The sequence below is a fragment of the Streptomyces niphimycinicus genome (assembly GCF_018883605.1).
Lineage (GTDB): Bacteria > Actinomycetota > Actinomycetes > Streptomycetales > Streptomycetaceae > Streptomyces > Streptomyces niphimycinicus.
On the sequence record NZ_JAHLEM010000113.1, the window covers coordinates 1 to 2,531 of the forward strand.

The 2,531-nt window shown below is 73.0% G+C and carries 2 protein-coding genes and 2 pseudogenes; 3 read left to right on the top strand and 1 reads right to left on the bottom strand.

Features of this window, described 5'->3' with window-relative positions:
- The 3 genes and pseudogenes from KN815_RS13135 to KN815_RS13145 form a co-directional block, all read left to right on the top strand.
- Window positions 1-141 (top strand): annotated as a pseudogene (locus tag KN815_RS13135) (Gfo/Idh/MocA family protein); the annotation flags it as partial.
- 69 nt (window positions 142-210) lie between these two features.
- Window positions 211-1,380, top strand: coding sequence for a dihydrodipicolinate synthase family protein (locus tag KN815_RS13140; RefSeq protein WP_216341982.1), 1,170 nt, complete (start codon window positions 211-213; stop codon window positions 1,378-1,380).
- A complete protein-coding gene (locus KN815_RS13145) occupies window positions 1,377-2,207 on the top strand; it encodes a sugar phosphate isomerase/epimerase family protein (protein WP_216341983.1) in 831 nt (276 codons plus the stop codon). The genes KN815_RS13140 and KN815_RS13145 overlap by 4 nt, the downstream gene beginning before the upstream one ends.
- Window positions 2,208-2,325: 118 nt before the next feature.
- On the opposite strand, the pseudogene KN815_RS13150 reads toward KN815_RS13145, so the two are convergent.
- A pseudogene (locus KN815_RS13150) lies at window positions 2,326-2,531 on the bottom strand (XRE family transcriptional regulator); the annotation flags it as partial.

Genomic DNA, 2,531 nt, shown 5'->3' on the forward strand with positions numbered 1-2,531 from the left:
CTGTTCCTGCGCCATGTCGCGCTCGACGAGCCCTGGCGCTGGGACCTGCTGGCCGGGGCGCGCGGTGTCCAGCTCGCCGAGCTGGGCCTGAAGTCGTCGGCCGAGGGCCGCCGCCTGGACGTACCGGAGCTGAGCCTGTGACCCGCCGCCTGGACGTACCGGAGCTGAGCCTGTGACCCGCCACCGCCTGGACGTACCGGAGCTGAGCCTGTGACCCTCTACCTTCCCGCGCCGGGCGGCACGACCCGCCCCTACGAACCCCGCACCGAGCCGCTGTCGCTCACCCCCGGGGCCCCCTTCACCTCCCGCGTCGTCTTCTCGGCCGCCCATGTGGTGGCCGACCCGTACGCCGATGTGACCCCCGACAGCCCGGCCGCCGTCGACTGGGACGCCACCCTGGCCTTCCGCCGCCATCTGTGGTCGCACGGGCTGGGCGTGGCCGAGGCCATGGACACCGCCCAGCGCGGTATGGGCCTGGACTGGGCGGGCGCCGCCGAGCTGATCCGCCGCTCGGCGGCCGAGGCGAAGGCGGTCGGCGGCCGGATCGCCTGCGGCGTCGGCACCGACCAGCTCTCCGCCACCGAGATCGGCTACCCCTTCGGCGTGGCCGAGGTCCGGGCCGCCTACGAGGAACAGCTCGCCGTCTGCGAGGAGTCCGGCGCCCAGGCCATCCTGATGGCATCGCGCGCCCTGTGCGCCGTGGCCAAGGGCCCCGAGGACTATCTGGAGGTCTACGGCCATCTGCTGCGCCAGTCCGCCGAGCCGGTGATCCTGCACTGGCTGGGCCCGATGTTCGACCCGGCCCTCGAGGGCTACTGGGGCAGCACCGACCTGGACGCCGCCACCCGCACCTTCCTCGACGTCATCGCTGCCCACCCCGACAAGGTCGACGGCATCAAGGTCTCCCTGCTGGACGCCCGGCGCGAGATCGACCTGCGGCGCGAACTGCCGGACGGGGTGCGCTGCTACACGGGCGACGACTTCCACTACCCCGAGCTGATCGAGGGCGATGACCGGGGCTTCAGCCACGCCCTGCTCGGCATCTTCGACCCGCTGGGCCCGCTGGCGGCCGAGGCCGTACGCAGACTGGACACCGGCGACACCACCGCCTTCCGGGCCCTGCTGGACCCGACGGTGGAACTCTCCCGCCACCTCTTCCAGACCCCGACCCGCTACTACAAGACGGGCGTGGTGTTGCTGGCCTGGCTGGCGGGCCATCAGTCGCACTTCACGATGGTCGGCGGCCTCCAGTCGGCCCGCTCGCTGCCGCATCTGGCGCGGGCGTACGAACTGGCCGACGGGCTTGGCCTGTTCCCGGACCCGGCGCTGGCCGAATCCCGGATGAAACATCTGCTGTCCGTGTACGGAGTCACCCGATGAGCGCCCTGTCCCGGCTGAGCCTCAACCAGGAAACGATCAAGCAGTGGTCGCTGCCCGAGCTGGCGGAGGGCTGCGTCAAGGCGGGTGTCACCGGCGTGGGCCTGTGGCGCGAGCCGATCCAGAAGTACGGCGTGGCCGCCGCAGCCGAGCTGGTGCGGGGCGCCGGGCTGGCCGTCACCAGCCTGTGCCGGGGCGGCTTCTTCACCGCGATCGACCCCGAGGCACGCGCCACGGCCCTGGCCGACAACCGTAAGGCCATCGACGAGGCCGCCATCCTGGGCACCGACACCCTGGTCCTGGTCTCCGGCGGCCTCCCGTCCGGCAGCCGCGACCTCTTCGCCGCCCGCGAGCGCATCGCCGACGCCCTGGGCGAGCTGGCCCCGTACGCCGCCGACCACGGCGTCCGCCTGGCCATCGAGCCCCTGCACCCCATGTACGCCGCCGACCGCTGCGTGGTCTCCACCCTCGCCCAGGCCCTCGACCTGGCCGAGCGCTTCCCGGCGGACCAGGTGGGCGTGATCGTGGACACCTACCACCTGTGGTGGGACGACACCGTGGCCGCCCAGATCGCCCGCGCGGGCGCGGGCGGCCGCATCGCCGCCTTCCAGCTCGCCGACTGGATCACGCCCCTCCCGGAGGGCGTCCTGCTGGGCCGGGGCCAACTGGGCGACGGATCGGTCGACTTCCGCTGGTTCCGCGAACAGGTCGACGCCACGGGCTACACCGGCCCGATCGAGGTGGAGATCTTCAACCCGGACCTGTGGGCCCGGGACGGCGCGGAGGTCCTGGCGGAGGTCGCCGACCGCTATCGGGCACTGGTGCTGTAGGGATTGCTTCGGGGTGTGTTCGGCAGGCGTGCGTCCAGGCCGCCGTACGCACCCCGGTCACCCCGGCCCGGGGAGTCCTGAGACCCGCTGAACCGCGCCCCGGCGCTGTTTGGCAGCGTCATGTGAGGACGCCGACGCGCTGAGCGAACGCGCGTACGCCGGGAAGGGCGCGGTCGTGCCGCATCAGCCCGGCGGCCAGCGTCCGCACGGAGCCGCGGCGGACCTCCTGCGGTGCCGCGTGCTCCGCGGCCAGTAGCGCGCGGTAGCAGCGGTCAGGCTTGCCCCACTGGTCGAAGGCGCGCGCGACATCGATCCAGTAGCGGG